General features: G+C 69.5%; 12 protein-coding genes. 4 read left to right on the plus strand and 8 right to left on the minus strand.

Going from position 1 to position 16039, the window contains the following annotated elements; all coding sequences use genetic code 11:
- Nucleotides 1-493: 493 nt before the first annotated feature.
- The 7 genes from AAGA11_15065 to AAGA11_15095 all read right to left on the minus strand — a co-directional run bounded on the left by AAGA11_15065 (nucleotide 494) and on the right by AAGA11_15095 (nucleotide 9922).
- Nucleotides 494-676, minus strand: a complete 183-nt coding sequence (locus AAGA11_15065) for a hypothetical protein (protein ID MEM9604186.1) — start codon at nucleotides 674-676, stop codon at nucleotides 494-496.
- 367 nt (nucleotides 677-1043) lie between these two features.
- Complete coding sequence (locus AAGA11_15070; GenBank protein MEM9604187.1) at nucleotides 1044-2375, minus strand: replication-associated recombination protein A; 1332 nt, start codon at nucleotides 2373-2375, stop codon at nucleotides 1044-1046.
- Between the two features lie 56 nt (nucleotides 2376-2431).
- On the minus strand, nucleotides 2432-3106 hold the full coding sequence (lolA, locus tag AAGA11_15075; protein ID MEM9604188.1) for an outer membrane lipoprotein chaperone LolA: 675 nt from the start codon (nucleotides 3104-3106) through the stop codon (nucleotides 2432-2434).
- 93 nt (nucleotides 3107-3199) lie between these two features.
- Complete coding sequence (locus AAGA11_15080; protein MEM9604189.1) at nucleotides 3200-5683, minus strand: DNA translocase FtsK 4TM domain-containing protein; 2484 nt, start codon at nucleotides 5681-5683, stop codon at nucleotides 3200-3202.
- 296 nt (nucleotides 5684-5979) lie between these two features.
- The gene (locus AAGA11_15085) at nucleotides 5980-6696 is read right to left on the minus strand and encodes an SIMPL domain-containing protein (GenBank protein ID MEM9604190.1); all 717 of its coding nucleotides are present in this window, start codon (nucleotides 6694-6696) and stop codon (nucleotides 5980-5982) included.
- Complete coding sequence (locus AAGA11_15090) at nucleotides 6693-7973, minus strand: acetyl-CoA C-acetyltransferase (protein MEM9604191.1); 1281 nt, start codon at nucleotides 7971-7973, stop codon at nucleotides 6693-6695. The genes AAGA11_15085 and AAGA11_15090 overlap by 4 nt, the downstream gene beginning before the upstream one ends.
- Nucleotides 7970-9922: a 3-hydroxyacyl-CoA dehydrogenase NAD-binding domain-containing protein gene (locus AAGA11_15095; GenBank protein ID MEM9604192.1), complete on the minus strand. Its 1953-nt coding sequence runs from the start codon at nucleotides 9920-9922 to the stop codon at nucleotides 7970-7972. The genes AAGA11_15090 and AAGA11_15095 overlap by 4 nt, the downstream gene beginning before the upstream one ends.
- Nucleotides 9923-10171: 249 nt before the next feature.
- Here AAGA11_15095 and AAGA11_15100 point away from each other — a divergent pair, with 249 nt between their 5' ends.
- Both AAGA11_15100 and AAGA11_15105 read left to right on the plus strand, forming a co-directional pair.
- Complete coding sequence (locus AAGA11_15100; GenBank protein MEM9604193.1) at nucleotides 10172-13132, plus strand: DUF349 domain-containing protein; 2961 nt, start codon at nucleotides 10172-10174, stop codon at nucleotides 13130-13132.
- 101 nt (nucleotides 13133-13233) lie between these two features.
- The gene (locus tag AAGA11_15105; protein ID MEM9604194.1) at nucleotides 13234-13371 is read left to right on the plus strand and encodes a hypothetical protein; all 138 of its coding nucleotides are present in this window, start codon (nucleotides 13234-13236) and stop codon (nucleotides 13369-13371) included.
- Nucleotides 13372-13437: 66 nt separating this feature from the next.
- On the opposite strand, the gene nudC is transcribed toward AAGA11_15105, so the two are convergent.
- Complete coding sequence (nudC, locus tag AAGA11_15110; protein ID MEM9604195.1) at nucleotides 13438-14313, minus strand: NAD(+) diphosphatase; 876 nt, start codon at nucleotides 14311-14313, stop codon at nucleotides 13438-13440.
- A gap of 152 nt (nucleotides 14314-14465) precedes the next feature.
- Here nudC and lexA point away from each other — a divergent pair, with 152 nt between their 5' ends.
- Together lexA and imuA are read left to right on the plus strand one after the other, a co-directional pair.
- Nucleotides 14466-15110, plus strand: a complete 645-nt coding sequence (gene lexA / locus AAGA11_15115) for a transcriptional repressor LexA (GenBank protein ID MEM9604196.1) — start codon at nucleotides 14466-14468, stop codon at nucleotides 15108-15110.
- 101 nt (nucleotides 15111-15211) lie between these two features.
- A complete protein-coding gene (gene imuA, locus AAGA11_15120) occupies nucleotides 15212-16039 on the plus strand; it encodes a translesion DNA synthesis-associated protein ImuA (GenBank protein MEM9604197.1) in 828 nt (275 codons plus the stop codon).

Here is a 16039-nt window from a genome sequence, read left to right on the forward strand (position 1 = left end):
GTCCCGGCTGGCTCCGCCTGCGCGGCCCGGCCAGGCCAAAACACCCACGGGGGACAGCGGCAGGCTCAGACTTGCCGTGGGAGCCGCGTCCTTGCACAGCAAGACACGGCGAAGGGGTGGTGCGACGAGCTTTGCATCGACGCCGCCGTATTCGTCCCGACTGGCTGCGCCTGCGCGGCCCGGCCAGGCCAGGCCAGAACTCCCACAAGGGGGGTCTGTGGCATCAAGAAGTTCTTCGTGGGAGCTGTGTCATTGCCGGGCCAAAACTCTCGCAGGAGGCTGGTGGCATCACGAAGTCTTGGTGGGAGCCGCGTCATTGCCGGGCCGCGCAGGCAAAGCAAGACGCGGCGAATGGGATGGCACTAAGCACACGTGCGTTGCAAGACAGGCACGGGCTCAGGTGTCTTGGTGTCGGCCGCTAGCGGTAACATGCGGGCACAAAAAAACCCGCGGTGTCCGACACGGCGGGTTCTCTTGTTCGACTGGTCAGGGATCAGTCGTTGTGTGGGTGCCGAGACTCTTCGAACAGACGTTGTAACTCTACGTTCAGCAATGCGATGCCTGCCTGCAAACGCCGTGCGTCCTCGATGTAGAGAATCTGCTCGAGATCCTCGGGTGCCAGCACCAGATCGTCCGGCCTCCACAGTTGCTCGTTTTCGAGCTTATCCCTACGCATTGACATGCACTCCCACCAAAAATTGTCGCTCTCGGATGCGTCTGGCCCAGCATGCGCATCGCCGCCTCAGGTTGCTTAGCGGCGATGAATTCCGATACTTGATCATCTTGACGATGTGAAGACGGGAGCCACCGACCTGGCCTGCTAAAGAAAATTTGGTGCCAGAGTCCGGGCAGGTGTGGGCGGCCTTGGAGAATCAAAAAGATCGGGGCAGTTTCGCATCCACGACCGCAGTTGTGCGGCAAGCCGTGCCGTCGCTGGCCGGCGTCGGCAACGCCTCGCCCGCCCCGCAATGACGGCGTTGCGTCAGCGGCGTGTCAAAAAAAATTTCCGTGCCAACCGGGTGTGCTCGGTTGAAAAAGCCAGCTCAGTCGTCGCGCGCCTCGGCGTTGCGCGCGCGCAGTGCGTCGAGCTTCTCGCCGATGCGCTGCTCGAGCCCGCGCGGCACCGGCTGGTAGAACCGCGTGCCCGTGAGCGCGGGCGGGAAGTACTCGGCGCCCGCGGCGAAAGCGTCCGGTTCGTCGTGGGCATAGCGGTAGCCGTCGCCGTGCCCGAGCGCCGCAGCGAGCGCGGTCGGGGCGTTGCGCAGCGATTCCGGCACCGGGTCCGAGCCGCGCTCGCGCACGCACGCCATCGCCGCCTTGTAGGCGGTGTAGACCGCATTGCTCTTGGCCGCAGACGCACAATAGAGCACCGCCTGGGCCAGCGCGAGTTCGCCTTCCGGGCTGCCGAGCCGCTCCAGGCTCTGCCAGGCCGCGAGGCTCAGGTCGAGCGCGCGCGGGTCGGCGTTACCGATGTCTTCGCTCGCGATGCGCACCACCCGCCGGGCGACGTAGTGCGGATCGCAGCCGCCGTCGAGCATGCGGCAGAGCCAGTAGAGCGCCGCGTCCGGGTCAGACCCGCGCACCGACTTGTGCAACGCCGAGATCTGGTCGTAGAAGGCGTCACCGCCCTTGTCGAAGCGCCGCAGCGTGCCGCGCTGCGCCTCGGCCACGGCGGTCTCGTCGAGCGCACCGCCCTGTGCCATCTGCGCGGCCAGTTCGAGCACGCTCAGCGCCCGGCGGGCGTCGCCGTCGGCGGCCCGGGCCACCTCGGCCAGTGCGGTCGATGAACTGACGAGGCCCAGCGACCCGAGGCCGCGCTCACGGTCGTCGAGCGCACGCTGCAGCAGCGCGACGATCTCCTCGGGCCCAATTGATTTGAGTACGTATGTCCTCACCCGCGAGAGCAAGGCGTTGTTGAGCTCGAAGGCCGGGTTCTCGGTGGTCGCCCCGACAAACACCACCGTGCCGTCCTCGATGTGCGGCAGGAAGGCGTCCTGCTGGGCTTTGTTGAAGCGGTGCACCTCGTCGACGAACAACACCGTCCGGCGGCCCGCGGCGCGGTGCTGCCGGGCTTCGGCGACAGCCGCGCGGATGTCCGCGACGCCCGACAGCACGGCCGACAGCGCAACGAACTCGGCCTCGCCGGTGTGCGCGAGCAGACGCGCGAGCGTGGTCTTGCCGGTGCCGGGCGGGCCCCAGAACACCATCGAGTGCAAGGCGCCGCCGTCGAAGACGTGGCGAAGCGGCATGCCCTCGGCCAGCAGGTGCCCCTGCCCGACGTACTCGGCCAGGCGCCGCGGCCGCATGCGGTCTGCGAGCGGCCGCGCGTCGTCACCCGCGGGCGCGTCGAGCAGGGAGGCTTGGGGGTCGTTCATGGCGAGGAGCGGGCGCGGCACACGCCCCGCACTCTACCCGCCCGACGGCGGCACCGCTACGGACGGATGACGTCGGTGCCGTCGGGGATCTCGAACTCGAACAGCGCGTCGTTGACCGACGTCGTGACCTGCAGGTGGTCAAAGCGGATCTGGGTCGCCTGGCCGAGCTTGTCGCGCATCTCGAGCACGCGCATGCCGCTCGAATCGAGCGCAACGTACACGGCCTCGAAATCGGCGTCCTCGTCACGCGGCCGCAGCTCCACCCAGGCGTAACCGTCGTTGCTCTCGAGGCTGCGGATCTCGAAGCTACGCTCAAGCGACTCCGGGTCGCGGAACAGCATCGTCGGCGAGGACTTAAGCGCGGAGTTGCTGTCGTACACGGTGACCTGGGCGAGGTCCTCATCGTAGAGGTAGAGCTGCTCGCCGTTGGAGACGATGAGTTGCGGAAACGGCACCTGGTAGATCCAGCGGAAGCGGTTGGGCGGCGCAATCGAGACGTCGCCACTCGACTCGCGCACGAGCTCGCCGCTTTCGCTGTAGACCGACTGCACGAAGTCGGCGTGGTACACCTCCCCGGCGACGATGTAGGCCCGCAGGCGGTCGACCCCTGTGGCCGGTACCTCATCACCGCTGTTTGTACCCTCCCCGTCGGCCGCCCGGGCCACGAGGCCAACGCTGAGCAGCACGGCGGTGGCGAGCACACCGATGGCACGTCGAAAAGCGGAGTTCATGGCTGGACCTCTCACACACAAGGGCGGTCGTTTGGGTTGGACGGCGGCGCCTGCCGGGCGTTCCCCGCAGGCGTACCTGCGGCAGTCATCCCGTCAGCTGCTGACCGGGGGCGGCGCGAGCACTTCGCGCTGGCCGTTGTGCCCCACCGGGCTGACCACGCCGGCGGCCTCCATGTCCTCGATCATCCGCGCGGCGCGGTTGTAGCCGATTTTCAGCCGGCGCTGCACGTAGGAGATGCTGGCCTTGCGCGACTCGGTGACCACGGCAACGGCCTGGTCGTAGAGTGCATCGCCCTCGGACTCGAGGTCACCGTCGCCGCCGTCGCTCGGGATACCCGGCAAGGCGATCGACTCGTGCAGGATCTCTTCGTGGTAGTCGGTTTCGAAGTGGGTCTTGAGGTACTCGCAGACCGCATGCACCTCGTGGTCGTCGACGAAGGCCCCGTGCACGCGTTCGAGCGTCGAGCTGCCCGGCGGCAGGTAGAGCATGTCGCCGTGGCCGAGCAGCTGCTCGGCGCCCTGCTGATCGAGGATCGTGCGGCTGTCGATCTTGCTCGACACGCGGAACGCCATGCGGCCCGGAATGTTGGCCTTGATCAGGCCGGTGATCACGTCGACCGAGGGGCGCTGCGTCGCGAGGATCAGGTGCAGACCCGCGGCGCGCGCCTTTTGCGCGATGCGCGCGATCAGCTCCTCGACCTTCTTGCCGACCACCATCATCATGTCGGCGAACTCGTCGATGACGATGACGATGTACGGCAGCCGCTCGAGCGCCGGTGCCTCGGTGCGCTCGTCCAGGCCGTTCGGGTCGGGCTTCCAGGTCGGGTCCAGGATCGTCTCGCCGCGCTTCTCGGCCTCCTCGATCTTCTTGTTGTAGCCCGCGATGTTGCGCACGCCGAGGCCGGCCATGACCCGGTAGCGCCGTTCCATCTCCGCGACGCTCCAGCGCAGCGCGTTGGCCGCCTCCTTCATGTCGGTCACGACCGGCGCGAGCAGGTGCGGGATGTCCTCGTAGATGTTGAGCTCGAGCATCTTCGGGTCGATCAGAATCAACCGCACGTCTTTCGCGCTCGACTTGTACAGCAGCGACAGCAGCATCACGTTGACCGCGACCGACTTGCCCGACCCGGTGGTACCCGCGACCAGGAGGTGCGGCATGCGCGCGAGGTCTGCCGTGACCGGCCGGCCGGCGATGTCCTTGCCGAGCGCCATGGTCAGCGGCGATTCCTTCTGCTCGTAGGTGTCGGACTGCAGGATCTCCGAGAGCTGCACCATCTCGCGCTGGGTGTTCGGCACCTCGATGCCGACGGTGGTCTTGCCCGGCACCACCTCGACCACACGCACGGAGATCACCGACAGTGACCGCGCGATGTCCTTGGCGAGGTTCGACACCTGGCTGGACTTCACGCCACTCGCGAGCTGCAGTTCGAAGCGCGTGACGACCGGGCCCGGGTGCACCGCCACCACCTTGATCGAGACGTTGTAGCTCGCGAACTTCTCCTCGAGCAGCTGCGACATGCTGGCGAGCGCTTCGTCGGAGTAGCCCGCGGTCTGCTCGGCCGCGGCGTCGAGCAGGTCGAGCGGCGGCACCTGGGTGTCCTGGCCGCCGAAGAGCTTGCCCTGCTTCTCGCGCAGGCTGCGCTTGCTCGGTTTGATCGGGCCGGCCTTCTTCTCGATCTTGGGCGCGCTTGGCGCAGCCGCGAGCGACACCTTGGGCCCGCCCCCCCTCGGCGCGGCCGGCGCAATCACCGGGCCGTCGTCGACGTCGTCCGCGAGCGCCGGCAACACCGGCTCACTGACCGCAGGTGCAGGGTCCGCCGGCGCATTGGCCACACGTGGGGCCTTGCGGGCCGGCGCCTTCTTGACCACGTCCTGCAGCCGCTGCGCCTCGGCGCGCGCAGTCTCGCGCTCCTCGCGCCACACGGACACACTCTCGCCGAGCCCGCGGCCACTGTCGATCGCCCAGAGCCGAAGCTGCTCGCCGATGCGCAGCGTGGCACCGCCGATCACGTCGAGCACGAAGAACCAGGAGAGCCCGGTGTAGAGCGTCACCGACACCATGAAAAGACACGCCAACAGCAGGCAGGCGCCGAGCATCTGGAAGGTCGAGACAAGGTCGCCGCCGATCCAGGCGCCGACAATGCCGCCGCTGGTCGCGCCGGGCGGCAACTGCCCCGGTTCGGTCGCAACGAGGATGGTGGTGAGGCCGCAGCCCGCGAGCACCAGGCCGATAGCCCCGATCCAGCGCAGCATCGCCATCACGCGGTAGGAGCCGGAATCGAGTTTGCGGTCGCGGAACAGCAACCACGCGCCGTAGGCCGCAATCGGTGGGATCGCGAAAGCCATGTGGCCGAGCAGGTAGAAGGTGATGTCGGCAAACCACGCACCCGCGCGGCCGCCGATGTTCTGCACGTCGGCGTGGATGCCCGTGTGCGACCAGCCCGGGTCGTTCACGTGGTAGCTCAGCAGGGACGCCAGCAGGTACACCGCGAGTGCAAACAGCGCGATCGAGGTGCCTTCGCGGATGCCCTGCTGCACGCGTGTCACCGCCTCCGCCGGCACGTGGGGCAGCTTCAACGTGGGCGTGACCCGGGCGCTCAGGGCCCGTCGGTTCGTACTGCGCTTGGTCGCGCCGCGTTTTTTGGGAGTCGACGTGCGACTCACGCGTTTAGCCTGTGCCAAAGGATCGGTCTACTGCTGCGGGTGTCGAAACGGGGTGCCGCCGTGTGCGGTCGCTGGTCGGCCACACCGGAGTCAAAAGGATAGACGAGCCGCGTCCATCGGCACGCCAATCACGCCGCTCTGCAGCGGTGTTGCGCCAAGTTTACGACGCGCGCGTGCCGAAACCCACCGACACCGGTGCGCTGGTCGCCTCAAGGCAGCAGCGCGATGTCCGCGCGGATGCGCACCGTGACAGTGGTCGACCCGCCTTCGAGGGTCGGCGCGGTGTCGACCGAGGCCCGCGCCATGGCGACGAACTCGCCGTGGTGCACCGGCGGCGCCCCGCCACCGGTGTCGACCGAGATCAGGTCGAAGCGCACCTCGGACATGCCCATCTCGTGGGCGATCAGGGCACTGCGTTGCTTGAGTTTGAGGAGCGCCGCACGGATCAGGTCGTCTTCAACAGCCTCGGCGGCGGCGTCGCTCAGGCGATAGCGCACCTGGGCGACAGCGAGCGTTTCCTGCAGCACCTGCAACACCGCTTGGGTGGCGACGAAGTCGTCGCTCGAGAGACGGACTCGCTGGCGGCCCTGCCAGTGGCGGAGGGCCCCGGTCTTGGGGTCGTGGTGCGGCCAACTGCCGGCCGGAAAGGTCTGCAGATCGACCGCGGGTTCGTCGTTGACCACGTCGGCCGCCGCCGCGACAACGCGGTTGAGCGCGGCGTTCAGGCGGGCGATGTCGTCGGCCTGCCGCTCGACGTGCAAGGTGACCTCGACGCGGTCGTTCGGCACTTCCTCGGACGCGTCGCTCGACAACTGCACGCGGTTGACGTGGCGGTCGGACGCCGTCGCCGAGGCACAAACCGCACACAGCGCCAGCACGGCGAGCCAACCAGCGGGCGCCCGCGCCAGGCGAGCAGCCGCCCTCACCGCTCGAGCACGGCGACGCAACCCATGCCCCCGGCGGTGCAGACCGACACCAGGCACTTGCCGCTGCCACGCTCCTCGAGTGCCTGCGCGCCGGTTGCGAGTACGCGTGCGCCGGTCGCCGCGAACGGGTGACCAACGGCGAGGCTCGAGCCCTTGATGTTGAGCTTGTTGCGGTCAATCGCGCCGAGCGGCGCATCGCGCCCGAGCCGGTCGCGGCAGTAGTCGTCCGACTCCCAGGCCTTCAGGGTGCACAGCACCTGCGCGGCAAAGGCCTCGTGGATTTCGTAGAGGTCAAAGTCCTGAAGCGACAGGTTCGCACGCGCCAGCATCTCCGAAACCGCCACCGCCGGTGCCATCAGCAGCCCTTCGCCAGCGACGAAGTCGACCGCGCTGTGGCGCGAGTGCGTGAGGTAGGCCTGGATCGGCAGGCCGCGCTCGCGCGCCCACTCTTCACTCGCCAGCAACAGCGACGACGCGCCGTCGGTCAGCGGCGTACTGTTGCCCGCGGTCAAGGTGCCGGCATCGGACTTGTCGTAGGCCGTGCGGAGCCCCGCGAGCGCCTCGGCGGTGCTGTCGGGCCGCATGTTGTTGTCGCGCAGCACGCCCGCGCAGGGGGTCAGCAGCGGGTCCATGAAACCGGCGTCGTAGGCCGCCGCCGCCTTCAGGTGCGAGGCCAGTGCGAGCGCGTCCTGGTCCTCGCGGGAGACCCCGAAGGTTTTCGCCATGAGCTCGCAGTGCTGGCCCATGCTGAGGCCGGTGCGTGGCTCACCGGTGCCCGGCGGCACCGGCGCGAGTTCGCGCAGGCCAAAGCCCTTGAACACCGCGAGCCGTGCCTTGAGCGAGCGTGCCCGGCCGAGCTTGATCAGCCTGGCGCGCAGCTTGTCGCCGACGACGATCGGCGCGTCCGAGGTGGTGTCGGAGCCGGCGGCGATCGCGCAGTCGATCTGGCCGCTCGCGATCTTCGCAGCCGACACCATTGCAGCCTGCAGGCTCGTACCGCAGGCCTGCTGCAGCGTCACACCCGGCGTGAGCGGCGAGAGATCGGTCGAGAGCACCGCCTCGCGCGCGAGGTTCCAGTCGCGCGAGTGGCTGACCACCGCGCCGGCGAAGACCTCGTCGATCTGCTCGCCCTTGAGGCTGAAACGCGCGCTCAGGCCCTGCAGCGCGGTGGCGAGCATGTCCTTGTTGCTGAGCTCGCTGTAGGCGGTGTTGGAGCGGCAAAACGGGGTGCGCACACCGCCGACAATCGCGACCGGTCGCAGGGTTCCAGTGTTCACGCGTGATCTCCTGATGAGAGGTGGAACAGCGGTCCACCGCGAAAGGGGGCGAAGCCGGTGCCGAAGACAATGCCGGCGTCGAGTTCGTCTTCGGATTCGACCACGCCGTCGCGAAGACAGGCCTGGCACTCGTCGTAAAACGGTTCGAGCAGCGCCTGTTCGATCTCGTCGAGCGCGGCAGCGTCGGCGTCGAACGGCTGCTTGACCGCCTTGCCCTTCTCCCAGCGGTAGTTGCCCTCCCCGCTTTTCTTGCCGAGCTTACCGGCGCTGACGAATTCACCGATGCGTGCTTGCAAGGCGGCGGGCGCGCTCAGGGTTTCGGCAACCTTCTGACAGACGTCGAGGCCGACCACATCGGCGAGCTCCACCGGCCCCATCGGCATGCCGAAACGCAGCGCGGCTTCGTCGAGGTTCTCGAGCTTGATGCCCTTCTCGAGGTGCAGGTCGACGGCCTTGAGCATGTACGGCGACAGCACGCGGTTGACGAGGAAGCCCGGGCTCGACTTGACTGCGAGCGGCAGTTTGCCGATGCGCTGGCCGAAGGCGAGGCCGCGCTGGACCACAACCGGGTCGGTCTGGTCGCCGCGCACCACTTCGAGCAGCGGCATCTTCGCGACCGGGTTGAAGAAGTGCAGGCCGACGAGGCGGGTCGGGTCCTGCAACGCCGGCGTCAGGCTTTCGAGCGGGATCGACGAGGTGTTGGTCGCGAGCACCGCGTCGGCGCGCATGCGCGGCTCGAGGGCCTTGAACAGCGTCTGCTTGATCTCGGCGTCCTCGATGATCGCTTCGATCACGACGTCGGCGCGGGGTACCCCGTTGCCCTCGAGGTCGGGGATCAAGCGCGCCTTGGCCGCTACCAGCGCCCCGCCCCGCAGGCGCCGCGCAAACTGTTTGTGCGCGCGCTTGAGCGCGGGCTCGATGAAACGCATCTCGCGGTCCTGCAGCGTGACTTCGAGGCCCTGCTGCACGCACCAGGCGGCGATGTCTCCGCCCATCACACCGGCGCCGACCACGTGGACGCGACGCACAGGGAAGTCGACCGTCTTGCCCGAGCGTTTGAGCGACTCCATGAGGTTGAACACCCGGCGCAGACCCCTGGCCGACGGGCCGACCATGAGCTTGCCGACCTCATCGGCCTCGGCCGCGAACTGGGCGCGTTTGTCGCCGCCGTGGGCGCGCCAGCTCTCGATCAGGCGAAACGGTGCCGGGTAGTGCGCTTCCCGGGCTTTCGCCGCCGTCTGCTTGACCATGACACGCGACAGCGCTTCGCGCGCCGGACGGCTGTTGGTCAACCGCTCGAGCTGCGTCGGGTGCACGCTCTTGCGCTTTCGCTGCACCGCATTCAGCGCGTCCCAGCGCAGGCTGCCGTGGCGCTTGCTGACCGCGTCGATCACGCCCTGCGCGCGCGCCGCCGACGGCTTGAGCAACTTGCCCGCCAGCATCAGCGGCATGGCCTTGGCCGCGCCGATCCGGTGGGTCAGGCGCACGGAGCCGCCGAAACCCGGGAATATGCCAAGTTTGACTTCCGGGAGGCCGATACGCGTCTTGGGGTCGTCGGTGGCAATGAGGTAGTCGCAACAGAGCGCGAGTTCGAGACCGCCGCCAAGGCAGAAGCCGTCGATCGCCGCGACCTTGTGGCAGCGCAGATCCTCGAAGCGCTGAAACAGCGCGTGGGCCTCGGTGATCCCGGCGGTGACCTCGCTGGCCGACGTCAGGTGGTCGAACTCGCGGATGTCCGCGCCCGCGATGAAGCCCGACGCCTTGCCCGACATCAGCACCAGGCCGGCCGGGGTGTCCGCCTCGAGCGCCGTGAGCACGCGGCCGAACTCGTCGAGCACGTCGCGCCCAAGCGTGTTGGTGTCCTCGCCTGCCCGGTCGATGACCAACCAGGCCACGCCCGCCGCGTCGACGTCGCAGCGCCAGTGCGCCAGCCCTTCAAGTTGCGCCACGTCACACTCCTTCAATACCCGTTGGATGTGCGCGATTCTACGCCATGCACCCTGCATCGCCGTGACCAAATCCGCTCACACCGTACCCAAATGTGCTCAGTGGTCACCGGATGTGACGGTGTCGGCCCCCCGACCCGCGAGAACGCCGAAAAGCCTGGCCAAATCGCGTATCCTAGACGGGCGCTGACCCCGTGCGGGATCGCGCCTGCGCGCACCGGTGCAGAATGCTATCCACAAGGCCGTCCACGCATGCTGAGCAAGTTATTCCGAGGTCGACTGCGTTCGGGTTCATCGCCCGAGCGGAAGCTGGCTGAGATCGAGTCGCTCAGCAGCGCCAACCCGGAGCAGCTGTCGCGCCTGCGTGCCTTCAGCGAGGACGAGGACCCGACCGTCCGACTCGCCGCCATCCGCCACATCGGGCTGCGCGATCAACTCTGCAAGATGCTCGTGCGCGAAACGGACCCGGACGTGCGGGGCGCGTTGCTCAACGACCTCTTCAACCAGGTCAACACCGCCGACGAGCGCGAGATCGCCGCGCTGCTGTTCAGACACGCGCGCGACGCCGACACCCGGCGCCAGCTCGCACTCGAACTGCCCGCGGCCGGCGCCGTTGCGGCACTGGTGGCCCAGTGCGATGACCCGAGTCTCGCCCTCGACATCGCGGGCACGCACCGCATCGCCGCCGTGCGGCTCGCCGCGGCCGAACTCATCGACGAACCCGGGCAGCTGCAACAGCTCGCGAAATCCGCACGTGACAAGTCGGTGCAGCAGTTGGTGCGCGCCAAACAGCGCGACCTCAAGGCCGCACAGACGGCCTCCGAGGAGGCCGCCGAACGCGTCGACCGGCTGATCTCGTCCAGCGCCAAGTTGATCGACAGCGCGGACACGGTCGACTACGCGGCGCGCGTGCAGGTAGTGCAATCCCAGTTCGACGATCTTGTCGACAGGCTTGGCGACGACCAACGCCACGTGATCGAGCGCAACATCCGGCGCTGTGTGCAGCGCGCAGAGCAGCTCGAGCGCGATGCCGCGGTACCCGAGGCCGACACGGCGCCCGAGCCAATCCCGTCGACCGCGACGCCGGTGACCGGTGCCGAGACTGCGCAGGTGCCGTCACCCGACCCCGCGCCGGACAGCGCGCCCGCGGTGCTCGACCCGCAGCTGAACGCCGCCGAGCGCGCGACCGCCGACGCGTTGCTCGACGAGATTGTCTCTGCCTGTGCCGGACTCGACATGCAGTCCGCCGACGCGCTCGAAGCGGCGCTGACGGCCGCGCACACGCGCTGGCAAGGCCTGCCGACCGACCGGCTCGACACCGACCTCGAGATTCGCTTCACCGACACGGTCGCGCCGATCGCCTCGGCGCTCGCCTGTCACCGCCTGCTCGACGCCGAACGCGAGGCGATCGCGGCCTTCCTCCAGACCGACATCTCGGCGGAGCTCGAACCCGAGGCGATCGCCGCACAGCAGGACCAACTCGCCGACTGGCTGGCGCGGCTCGACTGGCCGACGTCGGCCGAGCAACCCGCGGCGCTGGCCGGGCTGGTCGCGCACGGTCAGGCCCTCGCCGCCGAGGTCAAACGGCGCGATGAGGTGCACCAGCAGGCCGCGCGCAAGCTCGACCGCCTGATCCACCGCTTGCGCGGCCACGTGCAGCGCAAGCAACTCAAGAGCGCGCTGCACGCCTCGCGCGACATCGACGCGCTGCTACCGCAACTCGGTGCGGCGGCCGCGCGTACCGCAGAGCGCAAACTCTCGGCCCCCCGCAGCGCGTTGAAGCAGCTCAAGGACTGGGAAGAATTCAGCGCGCGCCCCAACCGCGAAGCGCTGTGCGAGAAGATCGAAGCCCTGCGCGACGAACCCCTGGCCCCCGACGCCCAGGCCGAGGCGGTCAAGGCGCTGCGCCAGAGTTGGCGTACCGTCGGCGCCGTGCCGCTCGACGAGGGCGATCCGTTGCGCGAGCGCTTCCTCGGCGCGGCCGAGGCGGCGTTTGCCCACTGCGCCGACTGGCATGAGCGCCAGCAGAGCGCGCGCGCGCAGAACTTGCGCGAACGGGAGCGCCTCGCGGACGAACTCGCGCAATTCATCGACACGATCGACTGGGACAACCCCGACCTCGACACGCTGAACCGCGCGATGCGGGCCAGCCGCGACGAATGGCGGCACTATTACCCCGTTCGGCACAGCGAGGCGCGCGCGTGCCAGAAGCGTTTCGACAGCATGATGGACAAGCTCAGCAAGGCCATCAAACGCGGCCACCAGCGCAACGCCGACGCGCGCGAGGCGTTGATCAGCCAGGCCGAAGCGCTCGCCGAGGACGCCGACCTCGATCAGGCGATCCAACGCGCCATCGCGCTTCAGGACGCCTGGAAACAGGTGGGGCCGGTCGCCGCCAAACAGCAGCGGCAGCAGTGGAAGCGGTTTCGCAAGCCGATGGACGCGCTGTTTGCTCGGCGCAGCGCGCGGCGCGACAGTCAGCAGGCGGAATCCGATGCGCGGGTGTCGGCCGCCCGCGACGCCCTCAGCGAATTGCGTGCGCTCGCCGCGGACGGCAACCAGCCGCTGAGCCAGCGCGCCCGTGCGGCCGAGGACATCCTCGAGGCCCTGCAACCGCAACTCGACACCCTGCCGCTCCGGGACCGCAAGGCCTTCGAGCGCGACGCCGCCAAACTGATGCAGGGCCTGCAGGACGCGCAGCGCGACGCCCCGCGCCAACGCAAGCTGGCGCGGCTGCACACCCTCGCCGAGGTGGCCCAGTCCTGTGCGGCGCTCGAAGGTGACCACCACCGAGGCGAGGTTGTCGACGCCTCCGCGCTGCTCGCCTCACTCGGCGAACGCCTCGGCGAGAACACCGCCGCGCGCGCGCTGATCGAGCAGCGTCTCGAGGCCCTCGCCGCCCCGTACGACGCGTCTCTCACGGCGCAACAGACCGAATTCCTCGGCGACACCCTGATCGAAATCGAGGTGCTCGCCGACCTGCCCACGCCGGACGCGTGGCGCGCCGAGCGGCGCGCCTGCCAGATCGAGATGCTCGAGGAACACGCCGGCGCCTCGGACACCGACGCCGACTCGCTCTACGCGCTGGTCGAGCGCGCGCTGGCTGCGGGCCCGCTCGCCCTGCACGACACAGCAGCCCTCACGGAACTCGAAGCCGAGCCGCGTCTGGCGGCCATCGTCGACGCGGCGCCGCGCTGGCTGCGCCGCACCTGAGCGCCGACCCCGCACGGTCGCGTGCAACGCCGCTGTCGGGCTGACGGACCGGAACTTGCGTGCTAGATAAGGCACCTGTTCCGAACGGGGAGGGAACCCGCGTGAGCACACCGATCCGCCCGCCTGCCGACGACAAGCGCCACTCGCAACGGCAACAACGCAAGTCCGATTCGCGTCTCACCCAGCGGGTGCGGCAGTCACGCCGTCGCGCGGGGGACCTGGCGCGCCGCGCCGCGTGAACACGCCCCACCGCACGACCCTGCGCCGCAGCCCTGTGTGCGGCGGCCCGGCCATTCGCGGCCCGTTCAGCCCAGCTGCAGCCAGTCGTCGAGCAACTCGCGCGAGATCGACACCGCGCGCGGCAGCTTCACCGGCCGCTGTTCGGACGGTCGCAGGAGTTCGTCGCGCGTGTACCACGCGGCCGACTCGAGCTCGCTGGTGTTGACGGTCAAGGCCGTTTCGCGCGCTTCTGCGATGAAACCCAGCATCAGCGACTGGGGGAACGGCCAGGGTTGCGACCCGCGGTACTGCACGTCGCGCACCCGCACCCCCACCTCTTCGTAGACCTCGCGCGCCACCGCCTCTTCGAGGCTCTCGCCGGGCTCGACAAAGCCCGCCAGCACCGACTGCATGCCGGGCGGAAAGTGCGCACTGCGGCCGAGCAGGACGCGGTCGCCACCGTCGTGCACCAGCATGATCACCGCCGGGTCCACGCGCGGGAACTGGTCGGTGCCGCAACCCGGGCAGTGGGCCGAGTGGCCCGCGCTCGCGTGCTCGAGCGCGGTGCCGCACGCCGGGCAGAAGCCGGTGCGACGGCGCCACACGGCGAGCGCCCGCGCGTGCGCGGCGACGGCCGCGAGGTCGCGGTCGAGGGTGCGGCCGATCACGCGGATGTCGAGCGCGCGCGGCCGTTCGAGCGGCGGCTCGTCCACTGCGGCCGCGAACACCGGTTCCCCGCTCCACAGCCCGAGAAACGCGCTGATCGGCAGCGTCGGCAGGGCCGCGCGCGGCAGCAGAATCTGCTCGCTGTCCTCGCCAGCCAGGATGTCGTCGCCGTGGGTCAGCACCAGGTGGCTGTGGGGGTCGCCCGCGGCGCGCTCCAGCCAGTCGGCGTCGCCGCGCAGGTGGTCGGCGCGGTCGAGCGGACTGCCTGCGAAGAACAGCGGCCGGTGGCGTGTCATGGGCGTCCCCTCTGTGAGCAAGCCCGCTATTGTAGGGGTGCAGGCCGTGCGTGGCACCCGGCGGCACCGTCGACCGCACCGCGGCGGCGCTTGCCCTACTGTGCGAAACACAGTACTGTACATAAACACAGATACAGCAACCGGACGTGCTCATGCGCCCCCTGACCGAACGCCAGATGCAAGTGCTCTCGTTGATCTGCCGCACCATCCACGACGACGGCATGCCGCCCACGCGCGCCGAAATCGCCAGTGCACTCGGTTTTGCCTCGGCCAACGCCGCCGAGGACCACCTCAAGGCGCTCGCCAAGAAAGGCATGATCGAGAAGATCCCGGGCAACTCGCGCGGCATCGTCATCACCCCGCTCGCGCGCGAGCACTGCCCGGACTGCAGCGGTTTCGGTGACGCCAGCGGCGGCCTGCCGGTGATCGGGCGTGTCGCGGCCGGCGCACCGATCGAGTCGCACGAACACATCGACGACTTCCACCGCGTCGACCCGCACCTGTTCAGCCCGCGCGCCGACTACCTGCTGCGCGTCCAGGGCGACAGCATGCGCGATGTCGGCATCCTCGACGGCGACCTGCTCGCCGTGCACCGCACGCACGAGGCCCACAACGGCCAGATCGTGGTGGCGCGCGTCGACCACGACGAGGTCACGGTCAAGCGTTTCCAGAAGCGCGGCAACACGGTCCGTCTGCTGGCGGAAAACCCCGACTACGACCCGATCACCGTCGACCTGCGCGAGCAACACCTGAGCATCGAGGGGCTCTACGCCGGCGTGCTCCGCGTCGCCGGCTAGCCACGCACCGGTGCTCACCGTGGGATGCCCTCACCCTGCCAGCCCCGCGCGCACCGCCTCGGTGTGCGCCCGCACAGCGCCCCGCTGAGCTGTGTGCCGCCGTGTCCTCCCTCGAACAACTGCTGCAGGCGCAGCCCCGACTCTGGCGCGGCCGCCAACACCCGCACGGCCAGCGCACCGCCCCCACCGGTGACCGCCGGCTCGATGCCTTTCTGCCCGGCGGCGGCTGGCCGCTCGGCAGCCTGACGGAGCTGCTCACCCCGCCGCCCGGCGGGGGCGAGCTGTCCCTGGTGTTGCCCAGCGTGCGGCGCCTGACGGCCGAGGCGCACTGGGTCGCCCTGGTCGCCCCGCCCTTTCTGCCCTACTCACCCGCCCTGGCGCGCGCCGGCGTGGCCCTGTCACGCGTGTTGATCGTGCAACCCGAACACGCCCGTGACGCGGCCTGGGCCGCCGAGCAGCTGCTGCGCTCCGGCGGGTTTCGTGCGGTCCTGAGCTGGCTGCCCCACGCCAGCACCACCCAGCTCCGCCGCCTGCAGCTCGCCGCCGAAGCCGGCCACGACGCCTGGGCCCTGGTCTACCGCCCCGAATCGACCCTCGACACCGCGTCGCCCGCCGCCCTGCGCCTGCACTACCAGCCCGCCGACGCCCGCCGTCGGCGCCCCGCCCAACTGCAGGTGGTCAAATGCCGCGGTGCCAACCCCGGCACCCTGAGCCTCGGCGGGCCTGGCGCAGCGCCGTGCTCCCAGCAACCGGCGGCACCGCCGTCGCCCCAGCAACGGCTGCCGCAGCAACGGCTGCCGCAGCGAGGGCTGCCCCAACAACGGCTGCCGCAGCACCGGCTGCCGTCCCCCACACTGACCGCCCACGCGGCCCGGCAGGAGGCGCTGCCGTTCGCCGGCCTGCCACCCGACGCCGCCAACGACGGCTGA

Source organism: Pseudomonadota bacterium, from assembly GCA_039196715.1.
Classification (GTDB): domain Bacteria; phylum Pseudomonadota; class Gammaproteobacteria; order CALCKW01; family CALCKW01; genus CALCKW01.